The organism is Actinomadura sp. NPDC049753 (genome assembly GCF_040674655.1).
In the GTDB taxonomy this organism is placed as follows: Bacteria; Actinomycetota; Actinomycetes; order Streptosporangiales; family Streptosporangiaceae; genus Spirillospora; species Spirillospora verrucosospora.
The window spans coordinates 1-22,441 of record NZ_JBFARL010000030.1 but is presented as its reverse complement, the minus strand read 5'-3'; the positions used below and the strand labels follow the sequence as shown (position 1 = coordinate 22,441).

Sequence of the window (22,441 nt, the reverse complement as noted above, 5' to 3'; positions counted from 1 at the left end):
TCAGACGCCTCTCCGCAGATGGATCTCCTCGTCGAGCCGTTCGAGTGACCTGGACGGGACGGTGCCGAACGGCTTCCAGAGGTCGGGCAGGTCGTCGCGGAGTGCCTGGATCAGGTCGAACGGGATCTCGAACCGGCCGCGGAGCTTGCGGAGGACGCGGGTCGCGAAGGCATGGTCGGCCGCCTGCCCCTGGCTGCCGCCCGCCGCGCACACGACCGGGACGAAGGCCTCCAGGTACTTCGCGGTGCGGGACCCCGACGAGATCCGGAAATCGCGGAAGAGGCGGTCCCGCAGCTCACCGTCCAGGAAGGCGGACACGCTCCGCGCGGCCTCCGCATGCGTCCGGCGGGCGCGCTCGAAGGCCGCTTCGAGGGCACCGAGCGCCAGCGGAGCCGGCAGCGGCGGGACCGGCTCGGGCTCGAACGTCCGGGGACGGGCGGGCAGTTCCAGCACGTGCGACCGGTCGTAGGTCTTGTCGGCGAAGGCCACCGTCGTCTCGTCATGGTTGGCCGTGCCGACGAACCACACGTTCGGCGGGATGACGAGCTTGCGGCCGTCCACGAGCCCGCGGGGGGCCGGCCGGACCTCGGTCGTCATCAGCTCCAGGCTGGGCGGGGCGCCGTCCGGCTTCCTCGTCTGCCCTATCTGGTACAGGACCTCGCTGAAGTACTGCTCCGGGTGCGACAGGTTCATCTCGTCCAGCACGACGAAGAACGGACGGTCGGCGTGGGCGGGGCATCCTGCCTGGTAGAGCGCCTGGGTGAAGGGCGACTCGTAGAACCTGCGCTCGAAGGCGTTGAAGTACCCGACGAGATCCTGCGGGGTGCGCCAGTCGGCGCTCACAGGGACGAGGGCGGTCTCCGCCTGGAGGGCCTTGGCGAAGACGATCGGAAGCTGCGTCTTGCCGATGCCGCTGATCCCCTGGAGGAGGTGCAGCCGCGACGCGGCCAGCCCTCCGAGGAAGAGGACCAGGTCCTCCTCGGCGTAGAACATGCGGTACTGCTGGGCGACGAAGTTCCGGAGCCAGTAGACGAAGTTGTCCAGTGGCGGGACCCGGCCCAGAAGGTCGTCGCGCTTCTCGTTGTACCGCGTGTCCATCGCGTGGCATTCGGGGAAGGGCGACTCGCCCTCCTTCCGGGCCGTCAGGCTCTGGATGTCCTGGTGCAGTTCCTGGACGCGGACGCGGTAGGCGTCGACCGAGGCCTCCATGGCCTCCTTGGTGACCTTGAGCCGTTCGAGTTCCAGGGCGGTGATCTGATGGCCGGTGAGCTGCCGCCGCAACCGCTCGTTGTCGGCGATGAGGACCGCGCGCTCCTCGCGCCAGCCGCGCTCGGCCTCCTGGAGCCTGGCGAGCCGTTCCATCACGTCTTCGGGCACCTGGCGCTGGAGGCGGAGCTCGGAGTTCTGGGCGCGCAGCTCCTGCAGTTCCTTCAGCACCTCGTCGGGCGACCGGTGGCCGAAGGCCCGGTCGACGCGGTTCCGCTCGTCGCGCTCCTTCTCCATGTCGGCGGCGTGTTCCTGGAGGGCCCTGCAGCGCTGCTCCAGTTCCCTGGAACGCAGCTCGGCCCGTTCCACGGCCGCGGCGACGGCGTGCTCCACGCGTTCGCCCAGCAGCGCACGCGCATCGGTCAGGTCCTCGTCGCGGGCGTTGAGCTCGACCTCGAACTCCCGGAGGCGCGCCCGTTCCTCGGTGAGTCTCTCCGTCCGCTCGGCCAGTTCCCGGCGCTGCGCCTCCAGTTCGGCGCTGAGCGCGGCCCGGGTGCGGGCGTGTTCCTCCGCCAGCTCCCGCTGCTGGGCCTCGACCTCCCGCCGGGTGCTCTCCAGCGCCTTCCTGGCTTCGGCGAGCGCGGTCTCCTTCGCGCGTTCCCGGGCGGCGACGAGCTCCCGCTCCTCGGCGATCAGCCGCTCTTCCCGATCGTCGAGTTCACCGCTCCGTTTCCGGACGAGGTCCCGTTGCGCCTTCAGATCCCGGGCATCCTCCTCGATGGCCGCGAGCCGCTCGGCCACTTCACCGGTCTTGCGGTCCAGGGCCTGCCGCGTTTCGGCCACGCGCTCGGCGGCCTGCTCGAACAGCGCCACGGCCTCGGCCGCTTCCCGCCATCTGGCGGCGACGGCCTTGTCGTCGACCCCGCCGGCCGGAGGCTCGGCGGGCGCGGGCAGGGACTCCTCACCTCCGACGGCGGCCACCGCTTCGGTGCGGCGCGCTTCGACCTCCTCCTCGATCGCCTTCTGGTCCACCGGCTTGGCGGCGGCGGAGGGCCTGGTCCGGCGCTGGGGCGTCTGCCGACGCGCCTGGGCGGGGCGCTTCTTGGCCATCGTGGACTACTCGTCCTTCCTGGGGCGGAACGGATGCGTGTTACTGCAGGGCGATGAGTTCGGGGACGGCGAGGGCGGCCAGTTCACGGCACCACTTCGCGTCCTGCGCGGCGGAGGGGTCGCGCCCTCCGTGCGAGACGCGGTTGCGCATGGCGCCGAGCGCGGCGAGGGCGCTGAGCAGGTCGGGGCGCCGCGCCGCCAGCCGGTGCAAGGGATGCTCCGCGTTCCTGTGCGCCGCCACGAGAGCCAGGGCGCCGACCTCCTTCAAGGTCACGTTCTTGCCGGCCTCCACGTCCCTGGCGGCCTTGCAGAGATCCTGGACGAAGAGCCGGGGAACGGCCTGGAATCCGATGCCGTGTGCGGCCTCCTCGACGGCGGCCCGTCTGAGCGCCTGGGTCGAGGAGACGGCCCGGACGGAGCCGGCCGACACGGGATAGCCGCGCGCCAGGCGGCGGAAGAGCTCCTCGTACAGGCGGTGCGTCGCGTGCACGACGCGCTCCAGCGCGCCGGCCTGGTCGCCCAGCATGACGGCGAGGTCCACGTCGGTCATGAGGTCCAGCGCGTCCTCGTCGCCGCGGATGTCCGCGCCGAACTCGGTGACGAGCACGGATTCGACGTGGGCGCGCGCGGTCGCCTCCGCCTGGCGGTAGGTGCGCTCGGCGTTCTCCGCCCTGCTCCGGGCCACGCCGCGGATCCGCTCCGCGAGCGCGCCGCCGTCGTGCAGGCGCCGCTCCAGGAGTTCGCCGAACATGGCGCTGGTCCCCACCCCGAAGGGGTCGTGCGCCACCAGCTCCCCGCTTCCGTCGACCACGGCGAAGCCGACGACCAGGACGGGCTCGGGGGCGTCGATGAAGGCGATCCGGCTCAGGGCCGGCGGCCGGTCCCCGTCCGGCCCCGGCCGGGCGCCCGCCGCCTCGCCCGGCTGCGCCGCGGGCGCCAGGCCCTGGACGCGTTCGAACTCGCGCACCCGCTGGGCCTCCCGCGCGTCCCGGTCCAGCCGGGCGACCTCGACGACCTGTTCCGGGCCGGGCCGGCCGGGGACGGCGGCTCCCGGCCCCGCGTCGGCGACCTCGACGATCGCGGCCTCGATGTGGTCCGGGTGTCCCGTGGTGCCGAGCTGGAGCCCGGCCCTGCCCGGCGCCCGCCAGGTGACGTGCGCGTCGACGAGCCGCTCGGCGGTGCGGGGCCACAGGTCCCCGCCGGCCTCGGGTGACTGGAAGACGTAGCGCACCGACCAGGACGTCTCCTCGGCGACGCTGCCCGTGCGGAGCGCCAGCCTCCCCTGCTCGGTCAGCTCCCCCTGCCGGTCGAGCAGGCCCTGGCGGACGGCCTGGTCGATGATGTGGGCGCACAGCCGCACATGCAGGTTGATCCGGGCGGCGATCAGGTCGGGTTCGCGGATGCCGGCGTGGCAGAGCCCCAGCACGACGCGTTCGAACAGGTCGAGCCCCCTGCGGGGCAGGATCGGGGCGGTCACGCGATGCGCCCACGCCGGGAAGGCGACGCAGATCCGCTCGTCGCGCCGTGGCGGCGCCGGGCACAGCTGGACGATCCTCGCGCTACGGGGAAAGGACGGCGCCATGGCCACCTCCCGACCGGCACAGCCGGAGGAACTCGGCCAGCGGCTCCACCTGCGCGGGGACCGCGGCCCCTTCGAACATCGCCGAGTCGCCCACGGTCACGAGCAGGCGCTTCTGCCGGCTCATCGCCACGCACAGCCGGTTGCGCAGTGTGAGGTGGCCGTAGCGGCGCCGCACCCAGCGGTCGTGGGCGGCAGTGCCCGCGGCCGGGGGGTCGGCCGGTGGCGACGACCTCGTCGTGGACAGGAACACCACATCGAACTCCTTGCCCTGGAAGGCGTCGACGCTCCCGACGTGCAGGCGGTCCAGGCGGCGGCCGCCCGCGTCGTACTGGAGCCCCTTGACCAGCTCGTAGCCCTGGTCGGTGCGGCGGGCGAGCTCGCGCGCCACCAGCTCCCGCCAGATCTCGTCCACCTGGTCGGAGTAGAACGAGATGACGCCGAAGGTGAGGTCCGGCGCCGAGGGCAGCAGTCGCTCCAGCTGGTCGGCGACGGCGCGCGCCTCGGCCCGCCGCCGTTTGCTGCGCCTGCCGGACTCGGCGCCCCGGGCGTTCGGGACGTCGATCCACGCCGCGTGCACGCCCTCGTAGCCGGGCAGAGCGTGCGCGAACTCCGCGTCCGGACGCGGCGATTCGAGGATTCCGCCGTAGAAGCAGCGGCTGACGAACTCCCCGAGCGTCCGGTGCATCCGGAACTGGGCGTTGAGGGTGACGACCCGGTCCACCGAGGCGCCCGGAGCCTTCAGGTTCTCGAACAGGCGCTGGAACAGGCTCTCGCGCAGCCTTCCCCGTGCGCCCGCGTCGAGCTGCTCCACCTGCCGCTCGACCTCCGGCTCCAGCATGTGCGGCAGCTGGTTGTGGTCGCCGACCAGGATGATGCGCCGGCCCGCGTGGATCAGCGGGATCATGAGGTCGAGCGGGTTGGCGCGGGCCGCCTCGTCGATGATCACGGTGTCGAAGACGACGTCCTCGATCCGCGCCTCCTGCTTGGCCCCCGCGACCGTGGGGGACGCGGCCTGCTGGCAGGTGGCCGCGTAGGAGGCGGTGTAGGCGCGCAGCGTCCACTCGACGGCGGCCGGGTCGCCCCGCAGCCCTTCGAGATAGTCCAGCATGGCGAGCTGGGGACCGCTCTCGCCGGAGTCGCGCACCCGCTCTTCGAGGTCTTCGGCGATCTCGGCGAGCAGGTTCTCCACCTCGGGGTCCGCGGCGACGGGGGCCAGGGGCCCGCTCGCCGGCCGGAGCGCCTCCAGCAGCCGGTCCCGCGCCTCCGCGAGTTCGGCCAGGAACGGGACGGGCTCGTCGACGTCCCAGGAGGCCGCCCTGGCCAGCAGGTCCAGGTCGGCCGCGCGCTCCGCGTCCCGCCCGTCCAGCGCGCGGACCCGGCGCAGCGCCTTCGCCGCCGCCGCGGGTCCGTCGTCGGCGAACGACTCGGCGAGGGTCCGCACGCCGCGCAGCGCCCGGATCGTCAGCTCGCGGTCGTCGTCGAGGTCGAACGGGACGGGCCCGGACGGGGTCCGCGCCCGCAGGCGCGTGCGGTGCAGCCGGTCGGCGAGGTCGGCCGGGAGGAGTTCGCCCGCGAGCTCCTCGATCTCTTCGAGCAGGCGCGCGGTCTCCTCCGGCGGGGTCGGCGTGAGCAGATAGGCGGCCGCGCGGGCGGTCACCGTCCGCAGCAGGCCGAGCGCCCGCCCGAAGGAGTCGGCGTTGATCTCCTCGGTGAGCCAGTCGACCGTCTCCTGGAGCCACCGGTCCGTCTGGACGGTCGTGCCGCGGCCGGCGCGGTCCACCTTGCTGGCCGGGAGGCCGAACACCCTCGAACGCTCCACCAGTTCGTCCACCGCGGCGTGCTGGAAGCTGGTGAGCAGGATGCTGCCGCGCAGCCGCGCGTAACCGCGCCCCTCCTCGGCGAGGCGCGTCTGCAGGGCGGTGATCACCTGGGTCTTGCCGGTGCCCGGCGGGCCCTGGATCACCGCGATGTCGGGCGTGTTCAGGGCCACCTCCAGCGCCCGCTCCTGCATCGGGGTGGGCTCGCCGCCCCGGAAGCAGTCGCGGACCGCGTCCGAGATCGGCCTGGTCCTTCTCCTGGGGGGCTCCGCGCTGACCGTCTTGCCCTCGAACAGCGCCAGCAGGTTCGGGATCCTCGTCCCGTCCGCGAGGATCCGGTCGAAGGCGTCCTTGCGCCTCTGCATCTGGCGCCGGTCGCCGCGGAACGAGCGGTAGAGGAACCCCTGGGGCGGAGGGGCGACCGTCCGGTCCCGCCCCACCCCGGAGACCCGCCGCCGTCCGAGGTCCACGAGCCTCAGGTCGATCGTGCCCGCCGCGACGTCGGCCGCGACGACGGTGCCGCTGACCACGTCCTTGCCGAGCCGGTCGCCGATCAGCGCCCATGCCGAGGCGTCCTCCTCGTCCGCCGCGGCCAGGGCGACGGGAAGGGTCTGCGCGGCCTCCAGCTCCAGGGTCTCGCGCGCGTCGAGGTTGCGCCGTGCGCGTTCCGTCAGCGTCAGCTCCTGGTCGTCGACGTGGGACGCCCCGTCGAGCCGGAACCGGTACACGCCGTCGCCGAGCGGTTCGCGCTCGGTGTAGCGCCCGAATCCGATGTCGCGCACCTGCCGGCGGACGAAGCGGGTTTCGAGCCGGTTGTACTCGTGCCACATGGCGAGGAAGCCCTGACCGGTGGCCAGCCGGTTGAGCTGGTGCTTCATCTCGGCGCGCAGTTCGCTCGCCCGCGAGACGTCGGTGAAGGCCAGGCGGCACTCGGTCAGCCGCAACGGCCCCTGCCCGTCCTCGTCGCCGGTGCGCCGCAAGCGATGCAGCACCAGCCGGCCGCCCTCCGTCCGGACGTCCCCGGTCACGCCCCGCCCGTGGATGCGGTAGCCGGTCGGCGCGCTCGGGTCGCTCAGGCCGATGGACACCACCAGACGATGGGGCGCATCGGTCGCCGTGCCCGCCCTCGGGGGGATCAGCAGGCGCTCGGTGAGCCACCGGAGGATCTCCTCCGGCCGGTCCCGGAGCTTCCTGTCCCACTTGCCGACCGTGTCCATGACGCGGTCGCCCACACCGACGGACTGCGGTTCCAGCGGATCCGCCTGTTCGTAGGTGTAGAGGTCCAGGCCGAGCCGGAGGCGGCGCCGCCCGCCCTCGTTCTCCACCTTGTGCGTCGACAGGACCGCTATACGGGCCCGGTTGGAGATGGCCCGTGCCAGGCGTTCGCGGTCCTGCTGCCCCTCGGGTCTGACCCCGCCTCGGACGATCCCGTCGACGCCGGCGACCACCTGGCCGCTCGGCAGCTTGGCCAGGGTCACCTCGTGCCAGCCGTCGCCGAGATTCCGGAGAGCGTCGGGGGCTCCGTCCCAGAGCAGCCAGACGAAGTCCGAACGTCCGGGCAGGGGTTCGTTGACGGTGCTGGACGCTCCCCTGGGCGCGGGTGCACGGCCGCCACGGCCGCCCGGCGCGCTCATGCCCGGCCCGTTCCGAGCAGACGGAACCGCAGCACCCGGTGGAGCTGCGACCGGTGCCCGAAGTGAACGCTCCACTCCGGAACCTCCTCGTACACCGGAACCGTCAGCTCGCCGTTCGGCTCCACGACGCGCGGCGAACCACCGGTGCGGCGGCTGAGCCACAGCGGTTCGCGGCCCCTGTTCCGCACGGCCAGGCTGCTGCCCGGCTCCCACCACAGCCAGGCGACGGGACGGTCCTGGTCGGCGTCGGGCGCCAGCTGCGCGGTGCGGGCGGTCACGCACAGCCATTCGCGCGGCGGAACCGCGAGGCCGTCGCGGGGCGCGGTGTACGTGTCCTCACCGGGGACGGCGAGGTGCATCAGGCCCATCAGCTGCCGAGGCGTTCCGGCTCCGCACCACGGGCACGCGGCGGCTCCGACGATGAACGTCTGCGGGCAGCGCGCGCACGTGAGCGTGAGATCCGCGGCGGTCTGGAGCTTCGTGCGCCATTCGGCGACCGTCGCCCGCTCGACCGGACGCGACCGCCCGGCGCCGAAGGTCCGCTCCGCCAGCGCCAGGAGGCCGGGAGTGAGGACGGCCCGCCTCGGCAGCCCGTAGCTCGACCGGTTGCGATCGTCGCCGGGATCGTCGATCCAGGGCAGCTCCCCCGCGAACGCCCGCTCCTCGTCCTCGGGCTCGCCGTCCTGGACGTCGTCGCCGAGGAAGGGGTGCACGAGCGCGAGCAGCTCGAAGGCGATGACCGCGAACGCGTAGGCGTCGCTGAGGCTGGAGATGCCCATGCGGCCCGCGACCACCTCGGGCGCGCCGTAGCCGGGTGTCGTGAACGACTCGTCGGGGACGACCGACTCGACCTCCAGGTTGTCGGCGTCCACCAGCCAGACCTGGGAGTGCTCGGCGGATGCCGAGGCCATCATGTTCCCGGGAGAGGGGTCGCCGTAGACGATGCCCCGGGCGTGCAGCGCCGCCAGGACGTCCGCGGCCCTCGCCAGCAGCCGGAGCCGGCGCCGCAGCCCGCCCGTCTCCCCGTACCAGTCCACGAGATCCGTCCGCGGAGGCGGATTGGCGAGGACGCGCAGAGCGGTCATGTCGCCGAGCAGTTCCATCGTGTAGCCCACGTCCGGCTCCGCGAGCATGGCCAGCGGACGGGATATGGCGAGCCCGTCGAGGTCGAGCCTTTTCACGGTTCGGAGCCGCTGCCGCAGCCGCTCCCCGGACCGCCGCGTCCGGACTCGGAGCACCTTGACGGCGACACGGTCGCCGGCCGCCCAGACCTCGCCCTGCCCACCGGTTCCCAGCAGGCGCGTCAGTTGGAGCGGACGTCCGTGCTCGTCCTTTACCACGCGCATTTCGCCGACGTCTCCGTCCGTCTCAGCCCAGCAGATCCTCAAGCTCGTCGAAGGACATATGAGACGTGTCGTTCGGGCGGGTGCTGCGCGCTCTCGCGGTGACGCTCATGGTCACCCAGGAGAAGTACCGGGACAGCAGGTGCGCCTCGTCGGCGCGGACGGGCTGGATCACGGGATCGTCGATGAAGGCCCGCAGGACGTCGAAGGCCTCCTCGTCCATGTCCTGGCCGACACCGACGGCCAGCCGCACGGCCCTGCCTCCGCGCGGCGAGGCCAGCAGCCGCTCCAGCGCGCCCCGCCAGTCGTCGTTCGGCAGTCCGTCGGAGACCAGGACCAGGGTCGGCGTGAAGGCCCGCCGGGAGATGACGTTCTCGTCCGCCAGGAGCCCGTTCACCAGGTCGAGGGCCTCGCCCAGCGGTGTGCGCCCGCGGGGCAGCATGTCCTCCCAGACGACCTCGGCGGCCGGGGCCGGGGCCTGGTGGAGCGCCGCGCCCCCGCCTCCGAAGGTCACCACGCCCACCGTGATCTCACCGCGGACGGTGTCCTCGGCGGCGAACGACCTGATCATCGTGGCGATGCTGCGGTTGAGCACGTCGATCTTCCCCGCCTCCGCCATGCTCCCGCTGACGTCGGCGAGGACGAGCACGGGGAGGGGACGGGGCGGGGGCGCGGACGGCCGCGCCATGAGGGGGTCGGGCATGGCGGTTCCCTTCTGGTGTCCGGATAGCGAAACATTCCAGAATGGGAGGCACCACACCTTCCGTCAAGGCGTTTCCGAAAAAGGGATAGCCGTGGCCATTAATCGGTCCGACCAAAATCCTTTCTAGGACTATACGGACGAAAACGAACAATCGGCGGCGCGACGGGCGGCTCCCGGCGCCGCCGGACCTGGTGAGGGCCGATGTTTGGCGTCGGCGGGCAGTGGGATGAGTCCTTCTCCAGAGGTTGGGAGGCCTGGATGGCGCGGATCGATCGGATCGCCGAGCCATGGGGGACGAGGACGCCCTACGGCCCGGGTGAGGAGTGGCCCGTCAGGGTGGACACCTTCCTGGAGGAGGGCGTCTCGGCCCAGGACGTGGACCGGTGGGTGCCGACCGCGTCGATCCTGCATTCCAACGGGGACGGGATGGACATCGCCGTCAAGGACGGCCGGATGGTCGGTGTCCGCGGCGCGGCCGGAGACAGGATCAACCGGGGGCGCCTCGACCCCAAGGATCTGTACGGCTGGCAGTCGGGCGCGTCGCCGGACCGGTTGACCCGTCCGCTGGTCCGCCGGGACGGCAGGCTCGTGGAGACCGATTGGGACACCGCGATGGACGAGGTCGTCCGCCGGAGCCGTGAGCTGCTGGACGAGCAGGGCAGCGGCGCGTTCGGCTTCTACACCACCGGGCAGCTCTTCCTTGAGGAGTACTACACGCTGGCGACCATCGCCCGCGCCGGGATCGGCACCAACCACCTGGACGGCAACACCCGCCTGTGCACCGCGACGGCGGCTGCGGCGCTGAAGGAGTCGTTCGGGTGCGACGGGCAGCCCGGAACGTACGCCGACATCGACCACGCCGACGTCATCGCGCTGTTCGGGCACAACGTGGCAGAGACGCAGACCGTGCTGTGGATGCGGATGCTCGACCGGCTGGCCGGTCCGAACCCGCCGCAGGTGATCTGCGTGGACCCCCGGCCGACGCCGGTGGCGCGGAGCGCGGCCGTGCACCTGGCGCCGCGTCCGGGCACCAACGTGGCGCTGATGAACGGCCTGCTGCACGAGATCATCGCGGCCGGGAAGATCGATCGCGACTACGTCGACGCCCACGCGGTGGGGTACGAGGAACTGGAGCAGCGCGTCAAGGAGTATCCGCCCGACCGCGTCGCGGAGATCTGCGACGTGCCCGAGGAGCGGATCCGCCGGGCCGCGGGCCTGCTCGGCGACGCCGAACGGCTGGTGTCGACCGTCCTGCAGGGGTTCTACCAGTCGCATCAGGCCACCGCCGCCGCCGTGCAGGTCAACAACCTGCACCTGATCCGGGGGATGCTCGGCCGCCCCGGCTGCGGGGTCCTGCAGATGAACGGGCAGCCCACCGCCCAGAACACCCGCGAATGCGGCGCCGACGGAGACCTCCCGGGCTTCCGGAACTGGGCCAACGACGACCACGTCGCCGACCTGGCCCGGATCTGGAACGTCGAGCCCGAGCGCATCCCGCACTACGCGCCCCCGACCCACGCCATGCAGATCTTCCGGTTCGCCGAGCAGGGGTCGATCCGCTTCCTGTGGGTCAGCGGGACGAACCCGGCCGTGTCGATGCCCGAGCTGGCGAGGATCCGGACCATCCTGGCGCAGGAGCGGCTGTTCCTGGTGGTGCAGGACATCTTCCCGACCGAGACCACCGAGCTGGCCGACGTGGTCCTGCCGGCGGCGACCTGGGGCGAGAAGACCGGCGCCTTCACCAACGCCGACCGGACCGTCCATCTCTCGGAGAAGGCCGTCGAGCCGCCCGGCGAGGCGCGCCCGGACCTGGACATCTTCCTGGACTACGCCGGGCGGATGGGCTTCACCGGCAAGGACGGCACTCCCCTCGTCGGATGGACCGGCCCCGAGTCGGCGTTCCGCGCCTGGCAGGAGTGCAGCCGCGGACGCCCCTGCGACTACACCGGCCTCAGCTACGAGAGGCTCCGCGCCGCCGGGGGCGTCCAATGGCCCTGCGACCAGGAGCATCCCGGCGGCACCGAACGCCTGTACTCCGACGGCCGTTTCTGGGCCGCGCCCGAGTACTGCGAGAGCTTCGGCCGCGATCTGGTCACCGGCACCCCCGTCGAGGAGGTGGAGTACCGGTCCCTCAACCCGTCCGGCAAGGCCGTCATCAAGTCGGCCGGCTACCTGCCGCCGCACGAGGTCCCGGACGAGCTCCGACCCTTCCACGTGATCAACGGCCGCACCGTCCACCACTTCCACACCCGGACCAAGACCGCCCGCGCGCCGCAGCTGCGGGACGCCGCCCCGGACGTGTGGGTGGAGATGAGCGCCGACGACGCCGCGGCCCACGACATGCGGGAGGGCGACCTCGCCGAGATCTCCAGCCCGCGCGGCGTCGTGCATGCCAAGGTGCGCGTCACCGGCATACGCTCCGGCGTCCTGTTCCTGCCCTTCCACTACGGCTACTGGGACCGGCCGGAGGGCGCCGGCAGGACGCGCGCGGCCAACGAACTGACGGTCACCGACTGGGACCCCGCCTCCAAGCAGCCGCTGTTCAAGACCGGCGTGGCCACGCTCCGGCTGCTGGAGCGCGGCGACGGACCCGCCCCCGCCGATCGGGCCTCCGAGGCCGGGCCGGCTCGGAGCCGAACGGCGATGGCCGACGAGGAAACGCGATGAACAGGATCGGTCTCGCCCTGCGTGCCCTGCACCACGGCGAACGCGGTCTCGCCCAGGATCTGCTGCGCGTCTCCGAACGCCACGCCGGCGAGCACGAGATCCACCACGTGGCCCGAGACCTGTCCGCCTGGTCCCAGCGGCATCTGCGCGAACTCGCCGAGATCGGCGGCCGGTACGGCGTCCGCCTGGGCACCGGGCACGCCCTGGAGACCGGGCTGGGCGCGCTGCTCCGGGAGAAGGGCGGCGAACTGGTCAAGCACCGCAGCGCGCCCGGCATGCTGCTCCTGCACGACCTGCGCCACATCCACGTCCAGGCCGCCGGCGTCTCCCTCGACTGGGAGATGATCGCGCAGGCCGCGCAGGGGAGCCGCGACACCACGCTGCTGCGGCTGACCGAACGCTGCCACCCCGACACCCTCCGGCAGATGCGCTGGGCCAACGCCCACCTCAAGCAGCTCAGCGCCCAGGTGCTGAACAGCTGAACCCGGCCGCCGGCCCGCCGGAGCGTGGCCGGACAACCGGCCGGCGGCGCGCCACAACCGCAGGTTGTGCGCGCCTAGGGTGATCCGGTGGACACCGAGGCGCTGCGATCGTTCGTCCGGGCGGCCGAGCTCGGGCAGCTGGGGCATGCGGCCGACGAGCTGGGCGTGACGCAGCAGGCGGTCTCCAAGCGGATCGCCGCCCTGGAGCGCGACCTGGAGGTCCGCCTCTTCACGAGGACCGCCCGAGGAGTCGAGCTGACGCTCGACGGCCAGGCGTTCCTCCCCCACGCGCGGAGCGTCGTCGCGGGCGTCGATCGCGCCGTCGCCGCGGTCAGGCCGGGTTCCCGGGCCCTGCGGATCGACGTCCTCGGCTTCCGGAGCGCCCAGGCCGTCGTCCTCCACGAGTACTGGCGGTCGCGCCCCGGGGCCGACCTCGACCTGGTGACCCTGAGGGTCGACGACCCGCGCGCGGCGGTCGCCGCCGTCGAGGCAGGCGATGTCGACGCCTCGTTCCGCACCGTCACCGACCCGGCCGTCCTGCCTTCCGGCGTGCGGATGGTCCGCGCGTTCGACTCCCCGCTGGAACTCCTCGTCGGCCCGAGGCATCCGCTCGCCTCCGCGCGGAAACTGACGCCGCCGCAGTTGCGCGGGCACCGGATATGGGTGCCGGGCATCGCGCCGCGGAGCGAATGGGGAGAGTTCTACGACCAGCTCGCCACCGAGTTCGACCTGCGCATCGACGCGGCGGGCCCGCATTTCGGAGACGACGTGCTCCTCGACGTCCTCGCCGACTCCGCGGAGGTGGCCACGCTCGTCGGGGCACGCGACCGGTACGTCTGGCCCGCGACCCACGATCTGCGCCGCATCCCCATCGTGGATCCGGTCCTCGCGTACCCGGTCTCGCTGATACTGCCGAGCGGCAATCCGCATCCGGGGCTCCGTGCGATCACTACTTACCTCGGAAGCCTGCCACGGCTTCCTGAGACGGTCTGGCTCCCGTCCTGGGCGAGGACGCGGGTAACGAACGCCGACTGACCGGATCGACCAGTACACCGTTTCACCAGAAAGGATCGCGGCATGCCCGGCGACCGTCTCATGCGCATCCACAGCGCCGAGTTCCAGTCCATGGCCGAGAGGGTCCTGCGGACCACCGAGCTCACGTCCCGCCTGAACGTCCTGCCCTTCGAGGACGAGGCGGGCAGGGCCGGCCTGTTCGAGCAGATCCTCGGCAGGCCGCTGCCTGCGAGGGTCACGATCTATCCGCCCTTCTACACCGACCACGGCCTCCGCCTGGACCTCGCGGAGCGCGTGTTCATCAACCAGAACTGCACGTTCCTGGACTATGCCGGCATCCGGCTCGGCGAGCGCGTGATGATCGGGCCGAAGGCCACGTTCATCACCGTCGGCCACCCGGTCGATCCCGGGGAGCGGCGGGAGTGGCTGACCGGCGGGCCCATCGACGTGGCCGAGAACGTGTGGATCGGCGCCGGCGCCACGATCCTTCCGGGCGTCAGCATCGGCCGCGACTCCGTGGTCGCCGCCGGCGCGGTCGTGGCCGACGACGTTCCGCCCGCGACCCTGGTGACCGGCGGGAAGGCGACCGCGAACCGGCGGTGGTGACGGGTTCCGCGTCGGGCGGTCCGCCGGGATGCCCAACGCGCCCGGGCACCACCCGGTCGTCCCCGCCCAGCGCCCCTTCGGGACGTGCGCCGCCGCGGACGGGGCCAGCGTCGCCGCGTGGTTCACGGCCGCGAACAGGTCCACGGCGGTCTTCGCGGCCACACTCGCGGCAGGACGGCGGGGCCCCGGGATGACCGCTTCCCCGATTTGCGATCATTGACGCCGGCGGGGGCGTCCTGCCGAACGCCGCGGTGTCCGGCAGGATCCAGGTGGACGAGACTGCGGCCGATCGGAAGGGCTGGGGGGCATGGACGAGTTCGATGTCGTGGTGGTGGGGGCCGGGCCGACGGGTGAGAACCTGGCCGAGCGGGCGCACGCCGGCGGGCTCAGCGTGGCAGTCGTGGAGAGCGAACTGGTGGGCGGGGAGTGCTCGTACTGGGCCTGCATGCCCAGCAAGGCACTGCTGCGCCCGGCCGCCGCGCTGGCGGAGGCGCGGCGGCTGGCCGGCGCCCGCGAGGCGGTGACCGGGCCGCTGGACGCCGAGGCGGTCCTCAGGCGCCGGGACGAGTTCACCTCGCACTGGAAGGACGACGGCCAGGTCGAGTGGCTGGAGGGGGCCGGGCTCGTCCTGGTCCGCGGCCGCGGCCGGCTGGACGGGCCCAAGCGCGTCGTGGTGCAGACCCCCGACGGGGGGCGGCGGGTCCTGACCGCCCGTCACGCGGTCGCGGTGTGCACCGGCACCCGCGCGGCCCTGCCCGGCCTGCCGGGCCTGGCCGAGGCGCGTCCCTGGACCAGCCGCGAGGCGACCTCCTCCGAGCGGGTGCCGCCGCGGCTCGCCGTCATCGGCGGCGGCGTGGTGGCCTGCGAGATGGCCACCGCCTGGCGGGCGCTCGGCAGCGAGGTGGTGCAGCTGGTGCGCGGGTCGCGCCTGCTGCCGCGCATGGAGCCGTTCGCCGGCGAGTCCGTGGCCGAGGGCCTGCGCGCGGCCGGCGTCGACCTGCGTTTCGGGACGTCGGTCACCGGTGTCCGCCGCGACGGACCGGTGACGCTCACCCTGGACGGCGGCGGCACCGTCACCGCCGACGAGGTCCTGTTCGCCACCGGCCGCACGCCCGCCACCGACGACCTCGGGCTGGACACGGTCGGGCTGACCCCGGGCCGGCCGATCCAGGTCGACTCCACCGGGCTCGCGGCCGGCGTGCCCGGCGAGTGGCTGTACGCGGCCGGGGACGTCAACGGCCGCGCGCTGCTGACCCACCAGGGCAAGTACCAGGGCCGGATCTTCGGCACGGTGATCGCCGACCGCGCCGCCGGGCGCCCCCTCGACACCGCCGCCTGGGGACGCAGCGTCGCCACCGCCGACGAGCGGGCGGTCCCGCAGGTCGTCTTCACCGACCCCGAGGTCGCGGCCGTCGGCCCCACCCTGGAGGAGGCGACCCGGGAGGGGCGCCGGGTGCGGGCGGTCGACTACGAGCTCGGCCACGTCTCCGGGGCCTCGCTGTACGCCGACGGCTACGAGGGCCGCGCCCGCGCGGTGGTCGACCTGGACCGCGAGACGCTCCTCGGCGTCACCTTCGTCGGGGCGGGCGTGGCCGAACTCCTCCACTCCGCCACCATCGCGGTCACCGCCGAGGTCCCCATCTCCCGCCTCTGGCACGCCGTCCCCTCGTACCCCACCATCAGCGAGATCTGGCTCCGCCTCCTGGAGGCCTACCGCGGCTGACCGGCGGCGGGGGCGCTCCCGGACAGGCGGCCGTCGGTCATGGAGTACACGCGGTCGGCGGCGGCGAGCCTGGCCAGGTCGTGGGTGACCATGACCGTGGCCAGCCCCCGGTCGCGGGTGAGGCGGTCGAGCAGCTCGACGACCTGCTCGCCGCGGACGTGGTCCAGGGCGCTGGTGGGCTCGTCCACGAGCAGCACCTCCGGGCCGTTCATCAGGGCGCGGGCGATGTTGACCCGCTGGCGCTCGCCGCCCGACATCTGGTGCGGCCGCTTGTGCTCCAGGCCCGCGAGGCCGACGGCGGCCAGCAGGTCGCGGGCCCGGCCGGCGGCCCGCCGCGGCGACCGGCCCGCCATGTGCGCCATCACCGTCAGCTGGTCGAGGGCCGTCAGCGAGGCCGGCAGGTTGGGCTGCTGGAAGACGATGCCGATGTGGTCGCGGCGAAGCCGGGTCCGTTCGGCGGGGCGCAGCCCGGCGGTCTCCCGGCCCGCCACGGCCACCGTCCCGGAGTCGGGGGAGACGAGCGTCGCGGCGACGGCCAGCAGGCTCGACTTGCCGGATCCGGAGGGGCCGACGACCGCGGCGAACTCGCCGGGCCCGACCGCCAGGCCCACCCGGTCGAGCGCGGTCAGGGTGCGGTCGCCGTCGGGATAGGTCAGGACGACGTCGGTGAGGGCCAGGCTCATCGTGCGGCTCCCAGCGCGGTCAGCGGATCGACGGAGGTGATCTTGCGGATGGCCAGCGCGGCGCCGGCCGCCCCGAGCACGACCATCACCGCGACGGGCAGGGCGGTGGTGGCGGCCGAGACCACGAACGGGACACCGTCCCCGATCGCGAGCCCCGCCAGCCCGCCGGCGGCGCCGCCGAGCCCGGCCCCGGCCAGCAGGACCAGCACGGCCTGGGCGAGCGCGTCGCGCAGCAGATAGCCGGTGCTCGCGCCGAGCGCCTTCAGCACGGCGACGTCACCGCGGCGCTGGATCGTCCAGACCGTGAAGAACGCGCCGATGACCAGGGCCGAGATCGCGAACAGGAACCCTCGCATGAGCTGCAGCGACCCGTTCTCGGAGGAGAACGACGGGATCGCGGACCTGGCGTCCCCCCGGGCGAGGGTGGTGGTGCCGAGCCGCCGGTCGGCCGCGTCCAGGTCGGGACGCCCGGTCTCCCGCAGCAGCAGGACGGTCGCGGCGGGGCCGCCGCCCGACGGCTCCAGGGCGCGCCAGTCCTCGATTCCGAGCCAGGCGACCGGCGTGTGGCTGTAGGACGACGCGGCGCCCGTGCCGGCCACGGTGAGCCGGTGCCCGAGGACGTCGACCCTGTCGCCCGCCGCCAGCCCGGTGCCCTCGGCCAGTTCCGCCGACAGCACGATCTGCCCGGACGCGGGCGGGTGCGCCCGGTCGCCGGGAGCGACGCCGAAGAGCGCGGCCGGCGCTCCGCGCGCCCCGGACGGGCCGAAGGCCATCCGGCTCATCGATATGCCGAGCGGCTCGGCCCTCACTCCCGCGACGTCCTGCCAGGCCCGCGCCGTCGCCTCGCTGATCCGGCTCCCCGCGAAGGACGTCTCCCCGCCGAACACGACATGGTCGGCGGGGAGGTCCTCGATGGCCGAGGCGCTGTCGCGCGCCAGCCCGGCCGTCAGGCCGGACAGCAGGGTCACCAGCAGCGTGATGAGCAGCACGACCGACCCCATGAGCGCGAACCGCCCCTTGGCGAACCGCAGGTCTCGCAGTGCCACGAACACCGTGGGCCCCCGTTCCCGTCATCACCCGAACCGACGCCTCCCAGTGTGCGCCGCGGGCCCGTCCCGGCGCATCGTGCGGCGGGACCGGCGGACCGCCTCCTTCCGGACGCCGGGGCATCAACCTTTCGATCGATGCGGCCCGGGCGTCCGTCGCCTACTGTGAGTGAGAAATGCCGAACGATCTGTTCTCGCCCGCGATGCGGTTGCTCGGCTGGGCCGTGCACGGCACCTTCCTGGTGCTGCTCACGATCGCCCTGGTCCGCACGCTGCACGACGCGCGGGCGGGAATCGCCGCGGGCGGCCTCGCTCTCGGGGCCCTCTACGCCGGCGGGGTGGTCTGGGCCCGGCACGAACGGCGCCCTCGCCCGCTCCCGGCACGGCTGTGGCTCGCGCTTCTCACCGCGGCCTGGGCGGGGCTGGCCCTGTCCTCCCCCGACTTCGTCTGGCTGGCCTTCCCGCTGTTCTTCCTCTACCTGCACCTGCTGCCGCTGCCCGCCGCGCTGCCCGGTGTGGCGCTGCTGACGGCCGCGGCGATCGGGGCCGTGGCCTGGCACGGCGGCGGGGTCACGCTGGCGGAGGTGCTGGGCCCGAGCGTCGGCGCGTCCGTCGCCACCCTCATGGCCCTCGCCTACCGGGCGCTCTACCGGGAGAGCGAGCAGCGCCGCCTGCTCATCGAGGACCTGGTCAGGACCCGCGAGAGGCTCCTGCGCGCGGAGGCCGGCGCGGCGCGGCTCACCGAGCGCGAGCGCCTGGCCCGGGAGATCCACGACACGCTCGCCCAGGGGATGTCCAGCATCATCCTGCTGCTGCGCGCCGCCCGCCGCGACCTCGACACCGACCGCGACGCCGCGGTGGGACGGCTGGCGGAGGCCGAGCAGGCCGCCGCGGAGAACCTGGAGGAGGCCCGCAACTTCGTGCGCGAGCTGGCCCCGCCCGCCCTGCAGCGGTCCTCCCTGCCGGACGCGCTGCGCCGGATCACCGAGTCGGCGGACGCCCGTTCGACCGCCCGGATACGTTTCCAGGTGTCCGGGTCCCCCGCCGATCTCCCGGTCGACCACGAGGTCGCGCTGCTGCGCATCGCCCAGGGCGCCCTCGGGAACGCCGCCGGCCACTCCGGCGCCGAGAACGTCGGGGTCACCCTGACCTATCTTGACGACATGGTGGTGCTGGACGTCTTCGACGACGGCCGCGGCTTCGATCCCGCGGCGGTCGGCGGTCGCCCGCCGGAGAGCGGAGCGGGCACCGGCTACGGGCTGCGGGCGATGCGCGACCGCGCCCGCGCGCTGGGCGGCGCGCTCACCGTCGAGTCGGCTCCGCGGGAGGGGACGGCCGTGGTGGCGACCCTGCCGCTGCCCGGCGGCGAGGAGCGGCGGTGAGCGGGCCGATCCGCATCCTGCTGGTGGACGACCATCCCGTGGTGCGCTCCGGGATCCGCGCCATGCTCGCCGACCAGCCCGGCTTCGCGCTGGTCGGGGAGGCGGCGACGGGGCGGGAGGGCGTCGAGGAGGCGCGCCGCCTCTCCCCCGACGTCGTGCTGATGGACCTGCAGCTCGGCGCCGGGATGCACGGCAGCGAGGCCACCCGCGAGATCACCGCCGCGGGGGCGGACGCGCCGCGCGTCCTCGTGCTGACCACGTTCGACACCGACTCCGACATCCTCGCCGCCATCGAGGCCGGCGCCACCGGCTACCTGCTCAAGGACGCGCCCCCGGACAGGCTGTTCGCCGCGATCCGGTCGGCCGCCGCCGGGGACAGCGCGCTCGCGCCGAGCGTCGCCTCGCGCCTCCTCGGCCGGATGCGCTCGCCCACCGCGACGCCGACCGCGCGCGAGCTGGAGGTGCTGCGCCTGGTCGCCGAGGGCCTCTCGAACCGGCAGATCAGCAAGCGGCTGTTCCTCAGCGAGACCACGATCAAGACGCATCTGGTGCACCTCTACGCCAAGCTCGGCGTCGACTCCCGCACGGCCGCGGTCGCCGCCGCCTCCCGGCGCGGCCTGATCCGCCCACCCTGACCCGCCGCCCGCGAGCGGGACGTGGACGCGCGGCTGGAGCCACGCGGGGCGCCTCCGGCCCGGAGGCGGGCGGGACCGTGGCCCCGCCCGCCTCGTGCCCGGCGGTCCTTACTGCTTCAGCAGGGACCTCATCTTGGCGATCTCGGCGGTCTGCGAGGAGACGATGTTCGCCGCCATCTGCTTGGCGGGCGGGAACTGTCCGGAGGACTGCTCGGCCTTGGCCATCGCCACGGCGCCCTCGTGATGCTCGATCATCATCTCCAGGAACGCCTTGTCGAACGCCGCGCCCTTGGCCGCCTCCAGTTCCTTCATGTCCTTCTCGCTCATCATTCCGTCCATGCCGTCCGTGCCGCCGTGGTGCATGCCGCCCATGCCGGTCGTGCCGGGCGAGGGGACCGGGGTGCCCCAGCTCTTCAGCCACGCGCCGAGCTGCTGGATCTCCGGTCCCTGCGCCTTCTTGATGTCGGCGGCCAGGGTCTTGACCTCCGCCGACGAGGCCCGGGTGGCGGCGAGGTCGGCCATCTCGATCGCCTGCCGGTGATGCGGGATCATCATCTGCGCGAACATGACGTCCTGGCCGTTGTGCGGTCCGGCCTGGGCGCCGCCGGCAGGTGCCGAGTGGGCGGGCATGGAGTGCGCGGGCATGGAGTGCGCCGGCATGGAGTGGGCGGGCATCGAGTGGCCCGTCGAGCCGCCGTCGCCGTCGCCGCACGCCGCCAGGGCGATCGCCAGGGCCGGGACGGTGATGAGCGCGAACGCTCGCTTCATGGTGGTGGGCCTTCCGTGTCGAGTGCTGTGATCGGTGGTCGGCGGCGGCGCCCGTTTCCGGGCGCCGCTGGACCTGTCACAGCCTCAGCACGCTCAACCTGTGCAGGGACGGTCTCGGCGGCGGCCGTCCGACCAGCAGGATCCGCACCCGCGGCGGCCTCGACACGGCCACCGGCGGCGACCGCCGCAGGCGCAGGGCCAGAAGGGCCGCGACGAGCGCGAGCGCGAGCAGGGTCAGCATGGCCAGGCAGACCTGGCCGCCGGGGTGGTCAGGGTGGCGGTCGGAGTGATGGCCGCCGGGGCGGTCGTCCTGGGGCGGACGGTGCCCCGTCGCCGCTTCGGCGGCGGGGGCGGCGTGCCCGGCGGCCATGGACGTCAGCGGAACGCCGCTCATCTCCGCCGGGCTCGCCGTGGACTGGAAGCCGTGCATTGCCAGCAGCCCGAGGAGCACGAGCAGGCCGGACGCCAGCCGGAGGACGTCCGGGCGCACGGGGCGCCTCGGCCGTCCCACCGGCCGTTCCGCGTTCGCGCCGTCCCGTGCGGGGAGGCCGCCGACGTGCGTTCTCATCTCGGGGACCAGGGTAGCGAGGGGTGATCGGCGGTCACCGATCGGTCACCGGGCCGGGCGCCGTCGAGGGGTCAGGCGACACGGACCCCGCCGGCGAACGGGCGGCCGGCGATGGGGGCGATCTTGACGACGTCGCCGGTCTGCGGCGCGTGGACCATGTTGCCGTTGCCGATGTACATGCCCATGTGGTGCAGGTCGCTGTGGAAGAACACCAGGTCGCCGGGCTTGAGCTGGCTCATGCTCACGTGGGTCCCGGCGTTGTACTGGCTGCCGGTGTAGTGGCCGAGCGTGATGCCGACCTGCGCGTAGGCGTACAGGGTCAGGCCGGAGCAGTCGAAGCCCTTGATGTTGGCGCCCTGCGCGGTGCCGTAGCTCGGGCCGGACGCGTTGCCGCCGCCCCACGAGTAGGGCACGCCCTGCTGGGCGAGGGCGGCCCGGACGGCCGTCATGGCCTTGGCCGAGGCCCCGCCGGAGTTGATGTTGGGGATGGAGCCGGGCCGGGTGCCCGCGGTCCTGAAGGTGCCGAGCTGCTTCTCGACCTTCTTGAGCTTGATCTGGAGTTCCCGGCGCTTCTTCTTCGCCTCGTCGGTGAGCGCGCGCACCTGGGCGGCGCGCTGCTCGGCGGCCTTGCGGGACCGGTCGGCGCCCTGCATCACCTGGAGCATCTGCGTGATGCGGACGTCGTTCTGCTTGGCGAAGTAGTTGAGGGTGGCCGACTGGTCCAGGACGGCCTGCGGGTCGGAGGACGAGGCGAACGTGATGGCCGGGTCCGCGGGGCCGTTCTTGTAGCTGTCGGCGGCGATCTTCGCCATGCGTTCGCGCGCTTCGTCCAGCGCCTTCTGCTGGCGCAGGGCGCTGCTCTTGGCGAGCTTCGCGGCGTGCTCGGCCTGCTTGAGGCGTTCGCGCAGGCCGTTGTACTGCTCGCTGAGCTTCTCGGCCTCGTCGGCGAGCTTCTCCTGCTGCGCGGTCAGTTGCTTGCGCGTCGGCTTCGGCTCGGCGTGGGCGGGCGCGGGCGCGAGAAGCCCGGCGGACAGCGCGAGGGCGGCCGTCCATGCCGTGACATCGCCGAGCCGGCCGGTGCGGATCCTGCGGCGGGCTGTCGTTCGGGTGCCGGCAGCTCGTCGCTGCATGCGGTGTCCTCTCCTGTACCGCCTACCGGGTCAGCTGACGGGTTCGGGCCGGAGTCGCCCTACCGTCCCGCGGGACGGATTCACCCCTGAAGATCGGGTCCCCGGTTCCCCGGACGGAGCCGTCCGCGGGATTCGGCGCGGTCGCCGGCCGTCCCCGGCGGGGACGTCGGACCGTGACCTCCTACGGAGCGTAGGAGGTTTACGGTCGGTTCGCCACCGAAGCGGCAGATTTCCCCAAATGCCACATTCCGGCTCAGCAGCTCGCGGTGCCCGCGGACCAGGCGATGGACTGGTAGGCGCTGTTGCCGATGGCGTCGCCCATCAGCAGGCCGCGCAGGGTCT

Annotated in this window: 17 protein-coding genes and 1 riboswitch; of the genes, 7 read left to right on the top strand and 10 right to left on the bottom strand. The window is 73.3% G+C overall.

Annotation, left to right across the window (positions count from 1 at the left end; genetic code table 11):
* From AB0K37_RS11270 to AB0K37_RS11250, 5 genes are read right to left on the bottom strand one after another with little or no spacing between them, the layout of a single operon-like run.
* Entirely contained in the window at window positions 1–2,316 is a 2,316-nt protein-coding gene (locus AB0K37_RS11270) for an AAA family ATPase (protein WP_363978297.1), read from the bottom strand.
* A gap of 40 nt (window positions 2,317–2,356) precedes the next feature.
* Window positions 2,357–3,898 (bottom strand): hypothetical protein, encoded by a 1,542-nt coding sequence (locus AB0K37_RS11265; RefSeq protein ID WP_363978294.1) that lies wholly within the window; start codon window positions 3,896–3,898, stop codon window positions 2,357–2,359.
* The gene (locus AB0K37_RS11260) at window positions 3,876–7,349 is read right to left on the bottom strand and encodes an AAA domain-containing protein (RefSeq protein ID WP_363978292.1); all 3,474 of its coding nucleotides are present in this window, start codon (window positions 7,347–7,349) and stop codon (window positions 3,876–3,878) included. The genes AB0K37_RS11265 and AB0K37_RS11260 overlap by 23 nt, the downstream gene beginning before the upstream one ends.
* The gene (locus AB0K37_RS11255) at window positions 7,346–8,695 is read right to left on the bottom strand and encodes a hypothetical protein (protein WP_363978289.1); all 1,350 of its coding nucleotides are present in this window, start codon (window positions 8,693–8,695) and stop codon (window positions 7,346–7,348) included. Before AB0K37_RS11255 ends, AB0K37_RS11260 begins: the two co-directional genes overlap by 4 nt.
* Before the next feature lie 22 nt (window positions 8,696–8,717).
* Window positions 8,718–9,395 carry a VWA domain-containing protein gene (locus AB0K37_RS11250; RefSeq protein ID WP_363978286.1) on the bottom strand — a complete coding sequence of 226 codons (678 nt, stop codon included), beginning with the start codon at window positions 9,393–9,395 and terminating at the stop codon, window positions 8,718–8,720.
* Between the two features lie 258 nt (window positions 9,396–9,653).
* Here AB0K37_RS11250 and AB0K37_RS11245 point away from each other — a divergent pair, with 258 nt between their 5' ends.
* The 5 genes from AB0K37_RS11245 (at window position 9,654) to AB0K37_RS11225 (ending at window position 15,887) form a co-directional block, all read left to right on the top strand.
* Window positions 9,654–12,062 carry a molybdopterin-dependent oxidoreductase gene (locus tag AB0K37_RS11245; RefSeq protein ID WP_363978283.1) on the top strand — a complete coding sequence of 803 codons (2,409 nt, stop codon included), beginning with the start codon at window positions 9,654–9,656 and terminating at the stop codon, window positions 12,060–12,062.
* Window positions 12,059–12,544: a hypothetical protein gene (locus AB0K37_RS11240; protein WP_363978281.1), complete on the top strand. Its 486-nt coding sequence runs from the start codon at window positions 12,059–12,061 to the stop codon at window positions 12,542–12,544. Before AB0K37_RS11245 ends, AB0K37_RS11240 begins: the two co-directional genes overlap by 4 nt.
* A gap of 87 nt (window positions 12,545–12,631) precedes the next feature.
* Window positions 12,632–13,579, top strand: a complete 948-nt coding sequence (locus tag AB0K37_RS11235) for a LysR family transcriptional regulator (RefSeq protein ID WP_363978278.1) — start codon at window positions 12,632–12,634, stop codon at window positions 13,577–13,579.
* 42 nt (window positions 13,580–13,621) lie between these two features.
* Complete coding sequence (locus tag AB0K37_RS11230) at window positions 13,622–14,164, top strand: DapH/DapD/GlmU-related protein (RefSeq protein ID WP_363978275.1); 543 nt, start codon at window positions 13,622–13,624, stop codon at window positions 14,162–14,164.
* A gap of 307 nt (window positions 14,165–14,471) precedes the next feature.
* Window positions 14,472–15,887, top strand: a complete 1,416-nt coding sequence (locus AB0K37_RS11225) for an NAD(P)/FAD-dependent oxidoreductase (RefSeq protein ID WP_363978272.1) — start codon at window positions 14,472–14,474, stop codon at window positions 15,885–15,887.
* Here the strand turns inward: AB0K37_RS11225 and AB0K37_RS11220 are convergent.
* Entirely contained in the window at window positions 15,875–16,570 is a 696-nt protein-coding gene (locus AB0K37_RS11220) for an ABC transporter ATP-binding protein (RefSeq protein WP_363978269.1), read from the bottom strand. The two genes, AB0K37_RS11225 and AB0K37_RS11220, sit on opposite strands and share 13 nt — an antisense overlap.
* Window positions 16,567–17,622, bottom strand: coding sequence for an FtsX-like permease family protein (locus AB0K37_RS11215; RefSeq protein WP_363978267.1), 1,056 nt, complete (start codon window positions 17,620–17,622; stop codon window positions 16,567–16,569). The genes AB0K37_RS11220 and AB0K37_RS11215 overlap by 4 nt, the downstream gene beginning before the upstream one ends.
* Before the next feature lie 170 nt (window positions 17,623–17,792).
* Here AB0K37_RS11215 and AB0K37_RS11210 point away from each other — a divergent pair, with 170 nt between their 5' ends.
* Both AB0K37_RS11210 and AB0K37_RS11205 read left to right on the top strand, forming a co-directional pair.
* On the top strand, window positions 17,793–18,998 hold the full coding sequence (locus AB0K37_RS11210; RefSeq protein WP_363978264.1) for a sensor histidine kinase: 1,206 nt from the start codon (window positions 17,793–17,795) through the stop codon (window positions 18,996–18,998).
* Entirely contained in the window at window positions 18,995–19,633 is a 639-nt protein-coding gene (locus AB0K37_RS11205) for a response regulator transcription factor (RefSeq protein ID WP_363978261.1), read from the top strand. The genes AB0K37_RS11210 and AB0K37_RS11205 overlap by 4 nt, the downstream gene beginning before the upstream one ends.
* Window positions 19,634–19,741: 108 nt before the next feature.
* On the opposite strand, the gene AB0K37_RS11200 is transcribed toward AB0K37_RS11205, so the two are convergent.
* The 3 genes from AB0K37_RS11200 to AB0K37_RS11190 all read right to left on the bottom strand — a co-directional run bounded on the left by AB0K37_RS11200 (window position 19,742) and on the right by AB0K37_RS11190 (window position 22,099).
* Entirely contained in the window at window positions 19,742–20,401 is a 660-nt protein-coding gene (locus AB0K37_RS11200) for a DUF305 domain-containing protein (protein WP_363978258.1), read from the bottom strand.
* A 76-nt stretch (window positions 20,402–20,477) separates the two neighbouring features.
* Complete coding sequence (locus AB0K37_RS11195; RefSeq protein WP_363978255.1) at window positions 20,478–20,969, bottom strand: DUF6153 family protein; 492 nt, start codon at window positions 20,967–20,969, stop codon at window positions 20,478–20,480.
* 71 nt (window positions 20,970–21,040) lie between these two features.
* Window positions 21,041–22,099, bottom strand: coding sequence for an NlpC/P60 family protein (locus AB0K37_RS11190; protein ID WP_363978252.1), 1,059 nt, complete (start codon window positions 22,097–22,099; stop codon window positions 21,041–21,043).
* Window positions 22,100–22,102: 3 nt separating this feature from the next.
* Window positions 22,103–22,247, bottom strand: a riboswitch (cyclic di-AMP (ydaO/yuaA leader).
* Window positions 22,248–22,441: the final 194 nt, after the last annotated feature.

What these genes read in the sequence shown, in the direction of transcription:
- AB0K37_RS11270 (WP_363978297.1), bottom strand. Translation starts at nt 2,316, where the DNA reads ATGGCCAAGAAGCGCCCCGCCCAGGCGCGTCGGCAGACGCCCCAGCGC.
- AB0K37_RS11265 (WP_363978294.1), bottom strand. Translation starts at nt 3,898, where the DNA reads ATGGCGCCGTCCTTTCCCCGTAGCGCGAGGATCGTCCAGCTGTGCCCG.
- AB0K37_RS11260 (WP_363978292.1), bottom strand. Translation starts at nt 7,349, where the DNA reads ATGAGCGCGCCGGGCGGCCGTGGCGGCCGTGCACCCGCGCCCAGGGGA.
- AB0K37_RS11255 (WP_363978289.1), bottom strand. Translation starts at nt 8,695, where the DNA reads ATGCGCGTGGTAAAGGACGAGCACGGACGTCCGCTCCAACTGACGCGC.
- AB0K37_RS11250 (WP_363978286.1), bottom strand. Translation starts at nt 9,395, where the DNA reads ATGCCCGACCCCCTCATGGCGCGGCCGTCCGCGCCCCCGCCCCGTCCC.
- AB0K37_RS11245 (WP_363978283.1), top strand. Translation starts at nt 9,654, where the DNA reads ATGGCGCGGATCGATCGGATCGCCGAGCCATGGGGGACGAGGACGCCC.
- AB0K37_RS11240 (WP_363978281.1), top strand. Translation starts at nt 12,059, where the DNA reads ATGAACAGGATCGGTCTCGCCCTGCGTGCCCTGCACCACGGCGAACGC.
- AB0K37_RS11230 (WP_363978275.1), top strand. Translation starts at nt 13,622, where the DNA reads ATGCCCGGCGACCGTCTCATGCGCATCCACAGCGCCGAGTTCCAGTCC.
- AB0K37_RS11225 (WP_363978272.1), top strand. Translation starts at nt 14,472, where the DNA reads ATGGACGAGTTCGATGTCGTGGTGGTGGGGGCCGGGCCGACGGGTGAG.
- AB0K37_RS11220 (WP_363978269.1), bottom strand. Translation starts at nt 16,570, where the DNA reads ATGAGCCTGGCCCTCACCGACGTCGTCCTGACCTATCCCGACGGCGAC.
- AB0K37_RS11210 (WP_363978264.1), top strand. Translation starts at nt 17,793, where the DNA reads ATGCCGAACGATCTGTTCTCGCCCGCGATGCGGTTGCTCGGCTGGGCC.
- AB0K37_RS11200 (WP_363978258.1), bottom strand. Translation starts at nt 20,401, where the DNA reads ATGAAGCGAGCGTTCGCGCTCATCACCGTCCCGGCCCTGGCGATCGCC.
- AB0K37_RS11195 (WP_363978255.1), bottom strand. Translation starts at nt 20,969, where the DNA reads ATGAGAACGCACGTCGGCGGCCTCCCCGCACGGGACGGCGCGAACGCG.
- AB0K37_RS11190 (WP_363978252.1), bottom strand. Translation starts at nt 22,099, where the DNA reads ATGCAGCGACGAGCTGCCGGCACCCGAACGACAGCCCGCCGCAGGATC.